This is a genomic window from Streptomyces prasinopilosus (genome assembly GCF_001419695.1).
Taxonomy (GTDB): domain Bacteria; phylum Actinomycetota; class Actinomycetes; order Streptomycetales; family Streptomycetaceae; genus Streptomyces; species Streptomyces prasinopilosus.
The window spans coordinates 1-4,736 of record NZ_LIRG01000550.1; the positions used below are offsets into that span (position 1 = coordinate 1).

Here is a 4,736-nt window from a genome sequence, read left to right on the forward strand (position 1 = left end):
ACGTCGACGTCGACGTGCATCACGGGGACGGGGTGCAGGCGGCGTTCTGGGAGGACCCGAGGGTCCTCACGGTGTCGCTGCACGAGCACCCCCGGACCCTGTTCCCGCAGACCGGGTGGCCGGAGGAGACCGGAGCGGACGGCGCGCGGGGCGGCGCCGTCAACGTCGCCCTGCCGGCCGGGACCGGGGACGGGGGATGGCTCCGGGCGTTCCACGCCGTGGTGCCGGAACTGCTCGCGGACTTCCGGCCGCAGGTGCTGGTGACGCAGCACGGCGCCGACACGCACTTCGAGGATCCGCTGGCCCATCTGGCGGTGTCGCTGGACGCGCAGCGCGCGGTCCAGGTGGCGTGCCACGATCTGGCGCACGAGTACGCCGACGGCCGGTGGCTGGCGCTGGGCGGCGGCGGATACGCGGTGGCGGAGGTCGTCCCGCGGTCCTGGACGCACCTGGTGGGGATCGCGGCCGGGAAGCCGGTGGACCCGGCGACGATGATCCCCGAGGGCTGGCGGCAGGAGGTGTACGCCCGGACCCGGCAACTGGGGCCGGTGCGGATGACCGACGGCCGCCGGCCCGTCTCCTGGGCCTCCTGGGAGGACGGCTACGACCCGGCGGACCGGCTGGACCAGGCGGTCCTGGCGACCCGGCGCGCGGCGTTCCCGCTGCGGGGGCTGCTGCCCTAGGCGGTACCGGACGGGGAGGCGACCCGGCACGACCGCTCCCGCGGCTCCGTTCCCGCGCGGTTACGCCGACCGTGCGGTGTTTCCCGGGTTCCCGGGGCGGCCCGGGTCCGGCTCGCGCACCATCGCTGCCGTGCCGATCACGACCGACCCTCCCGCCACCCCGTCCCCCGATCCGCCGGCCGGTCCGCCCGGGCTCCCACCCGGGAGTCCGCCCGACGGTTCCCCCGGGAGGCCGCCCGACGCTCCGGGCGCCGCCGGTCTTCGGGCGCACCTGCTGGCCGCCCGGCTGTCCGGGACCGTGGCCACCACGAGGGAGGAGAGCCTGCGGAGCTACCGCCTCTTCGCCGCCCGGGACCCGCGCGCACTGATCGGCCTCGATCCGGAAGGGGCGTGGGGGCAGCGGGAACTGATCGGGCTGATGGCGGCCAGGTGTGGTGTTTCGGCCGATCCCCGTCACGTTTCCGGGCATGATGTGATCGACCCGGAGCGGACCCTGGCCGCGCTGGACGCCTACGCGGGACGGGTCGCGGCCGCGGCCCGCAGTGGCGCGCCCGTGCTCCTCGGTACCGGTCACCCGCACCGGCTGCTCGGTTTCTACGCAGCTCTGGCAGACGCCCTGTCGGCGGCGGGATGTGAGGTCCTCACCCCCGCGCAGGGTCGCTGTGTCGACATAACGACCCGGTTCGGTCTACGCACGCACCTCCTCGACTACGTGCGGGGAGTCGCACTGGTCCGGGGCGCACACCCCGAACGCCGCGGTGGTGAACCCGGCGCACACACGCACTCGCCGCTCCCCGTCCGGACCGCGCTCGCCGCGGCCGCCGAGGCCGGCGGGCCGCTCCCCGGGCTGGTGATCGGAGATCACGGCTGGGCCTGCGGAGCAGGTCAGCTGGGGTTCGAGGCCATCGCGCTGGCCGATGTGAACGACCCCGCCCCGTTCGTGGGGGAGGCCGAGGGGAGCCTCTCGGTGGTCGTCCCGCTCGAGGACGGCGCGCGGTCCGCCCACTACCTGCCGCTGACCCGCTACGTACTCAATCGGGCCCGTCTGTCACGGTAGGCCGCCGATGGGTGCACCTCTTCCCCACTCGCATCACCCGCCCCTACATTGGGGAGTGAGCACGCAACGACGAAGAGTCACCGGAAGGGGAAGCCGGTGCCCGTCGAGTGCGGAAGGTTCAGGTGTGTCATGGCTGCAGCTGGCGAGAGGCCTCTGAACGAGGTTCAGTTCCTTACCGTGGCGGAAGTCGCCTCGGTGATGCGAGTGTCGAAGATGACCGTGTACCGCCTGGTGCACAGCGGTCATCTGCCCGCGATCCGGGTGGGGCGGTCCTTCCGCGTCCCGGAGCAAGCGGTTCACGAGTACCTCCGCGAGAGCTATGTGGGGGTGGAAACGGCCTGACGGCGGGCCGGGGAGACCCGAACGAGGACACTCGCGGGCCTCCCCGGTCACCTCGATTACGACCTCAGCGCTCGGGCGGGTAGGCTGGCCCCTCGTAGGTCGTGTGGGCCCATGGCGCCCAAACACCGAGTGATGAGAAGTGAGCGAGGGTAGTCGTGGGCTCTGTTATCAAGAAGCGGCGCAAGCGGATGGCCAAGAAGAAGCACCGCAAGCTGCTCAAGCGCACGCGCGTTCAGCGTCGCAACAAGAAGTAAGCGACGACGCGGAAGCGTGTTCAGTGGCCCCCCACCGCATCGGTGGGGGGCCACTGTCATCACCTGGGTCGGACTCGTGGCGAAGGCAAGAGGAAGGCACTGTCGTGGGGAAAGTCGTGCTGGTGACCGGGGTGGCCCGCCCCCTGGGGGGCCGTTTCGTCCGGAGGATCCAGCGTGATCCGGACGTGGACCGGGTCGTCGCGGTGGACGCGGTCAGGCCCGCGCACCACCTCGGCGGCGCCGACTTCGTCCAGACCGACATCCAGCAGCCCACCGTCGCGCGGGTGCTCGCCGAGGCCGGTGCCGACACCGTCGTGCACCTCGACGTCACGGGCACGCCGCTCGGCGGCGGCAGCAGCCGGACGGCGCTCAAGGAGACCAACGTCATCGGCACGATGCAGCTGCTCGGTGCCTGCCAGAAGTCCCCGACCGTCAAGCGGCTGGTCGTGAAGTCCAGTACGAACGTCTACGGTTCCGCGCCCCGCGACCCGGCGGTCTTCACCGAGACGACCCCGCCCAAGTCGCTGCCCAGCGGCGGTTTCGCGAAGGACGCCGTCGAGGTCGAGGGCTACGTGCGGGGCTTCGCGCGCCGCCGGCCGGACGTCGCCGTGTGCGTGCTCAGGTTCGCCAACATCCTGGGCCCCGCCGCGGACAGCCCGCTCGCCGCGTACTTCTCGCTGCCGGTCCTGCCGACCGTGTTCGGCTACGACCCGCGGCTGCAGTTCGTCCACGAGGACGACGTGATCGACGTCCTGCGCCTCGCCTCGCACGAACCCCGGCGCGGCACGCTCAACAGCGGCACCTTCAACATCGCCGGGGACGGCGTCCTCCTGCTGTCCCAGTGCTCCAGGCGGCTCGGCCGGCCGACCGTGCCCCTCCTCCTCCCGGCGGTCACCTGGGCGGGCTCCCTGGTGCGTACGCTGGGGATGTCGGACTTCTCACCCGAGCAGGTCCGACTGCTCACGCACGGCCGGGTGGTGGCCACGGACCAGATGCGCGAGACGCTGGGCTTCACGGCGAAGTACACGACCGCAGAAACGTTCACGGACTTCGTGCGCAGCCGCGGCCCCGGGCTGCTTCCGCCAGAGGCCCTCGCGGGGGCCGTCGACCGGATCGCCGCGCTGCCGCTGCCGGGCACGGGCAGCGGGCACCCCCCGAAGCAGAGCGCCAACTGAGGAGCGCAGCAACGATGGCGGACGCCAAGGTCATTCCGTTCGACGACGACCGCTCCCGCGGGGGAGCAGGAGGCGCCGGGAGCGCCGCGCAGCGCCCGTCGCGCCGCCGGGGTGCGGGAAGCCGGCGCAACGGCGCGGGAGGCGCCGCGATGGGCGACGTCCAGCCCCTGCCGGGGCGGGCGCCCGTCGGGGAGGACGCTCCGGCACCCCGTGAAGCCGGCGCGTCCCGCGAATCCCCTGAGCCGCGTGCGGGTGGCGACGGGGGAGCCGCCGCGGCCGGCGCCGACCCCGGTGCGGAATCCGGTTCCGGGCACGAGGCCGACGGCCTGGAGCAGCGGATCGCGAGCGGGCTGGCCTTCCTGCGCCGCCGGCTCACCGGGGACTACCCGGTGGACGACTTCGGCTACGACGAGGAGCTCACCGACCAGGTCCTGATGTCCCTGCTGCGCCCGATGTACGAGAAGTACTTCCGGGTCGAGGTGAAGGGCGTCGAGAACATCCCCTCCGAGGGCGGCGCCCTGATCGTCGCCAACCACTCCGGGACGCTGCCGCTGGACGGCCTGATGATGCAGGTCGCCGTCCACGACAACCACCCCGCCGGCCGGCATCTGCGCCTGCTCGCGGCGGACCTGGTGTTCATGCTGCCGGTGGTCAACGAACTCGCCCGCAAGCTCGGCCACACCCTGGCCTGCGCCGAGGACGCGGCACGGCTGCTGGAGCAGGGGGAACTGGTGGGCGTCATGCCGGAGGGCTTCAAGGGCCTCGGCAAGCCCTTCGCCGACCGCTACAAACTGCAGCGCTTCGGCCGCGGCGGCTTCGTGTCCACGGCGCTGCGCGCGCGGACGCCGATCATTCCGTGCTCGATCGTCGGGGCCGAGGAGATCTACCCGATGGTCGGCAACGCCAGGACCGTCGCGCGGCTGCTCGGGTTCCCCTACTTCCCCCTGACGCCGACCTTCCCGTGGCTCGGCCCGCTCGGCGCGATCCCGCTGCCGACGAAGTGGACCATCCAGTTCGGCGAGCCGATCCACACGGAGAGCTACCCGCCGGAGGCGGCCGACGACCCGATGCTGATGTTCAACCTGACCGACCAGGTCCGGGAACAGATCCAGCACACCCTCTACAAGCTGCTGGTGCAGCGACGGTCGGTGTTCTTCTAGGAAGCCCCCCGTGCGTGGTGGGGCGGAGCCCGGACGATCCGGGGCCCGCCCCACCACGCACGGGG

Annotated in this window: 6 protein-coding genes; all 6 read left to right on the top strand. The window is 72.5% G+C overall.

Annotation, left to right across the window (positions count from 1 at the left end; all coding sequences use genetic code 11):
* On the top strand, nucleotides 1-683 hold a 683-nt coding region (locus AOK18_RS21725), incomplete at its 5' end, for an arginase family protein (RefSeq protein WP_478078849.1).
* 271 nt (nucleotides 684-954) lie between these two features.
* Entirely contained in the window at nucleotides 955-1,740 is a 786-nt protein-coding gene (locus AOK18_RS21730) for a phosphatase (protein WP_055695442.1), read from the top strand.
* 129 nt (nucleotides 1,741-1,869) lie between these two features.
* Nucleotides 1,870-2,082: a helix-turn-helix domain-containing protein gene (locus tag AOK18_RS21735; protein ID WP_004984898.1), complete on the top strand. Its 213-nt coding sequence runs from the start codon at nucleotides 1,870-1,872 to the stop codon at nucleotides 2,080-2,082.
* A gap of 155 nt (nucleotides 2,083-2,237) precedes the next feature.
* Nucleotides 2,238-2,336, top strand: a complete 99-nt coding sequence (locus tag AOK18_RS31210; RefSeq protein WP_003948845.1) for a 30S ribosomal protein bS22 — start codon at nucleotides 2,238-2,240, stop codon at nucleotides 2,334-2,336.
* 104 nt (nucleotides 2,337-2,440) lie between these two features.
* Nucleotides 2,441-3,511, top strand: a complete 1,071-nt coding sequence (locus AOK18_RS21740; protein WP_055570428.1) for an NAD-dependent epimerase/dehydratase family protein — start codon at nucleotides 2,441-2,443, stop codon at nucleotides 3,509-3,511.
* Between the two features lie 14 nt (nucleotides 3,512-3,525).
* Nucleotides 3,526-4,671 (top strand): lysophospholipid acyltransferase family protein, encoded by a 1,146-nt coding sequence (locus AOK18_RS21745; RefSeq protein ID WP_055695441.1) that lies wholly within the window; start codon nucleotides 3,526-3,528, stop codon nucleotides 4,669-4,671.
* The last annotated feature ends 65 nt before the right edge of the window (nucleotides 4,672-4,736 follow it).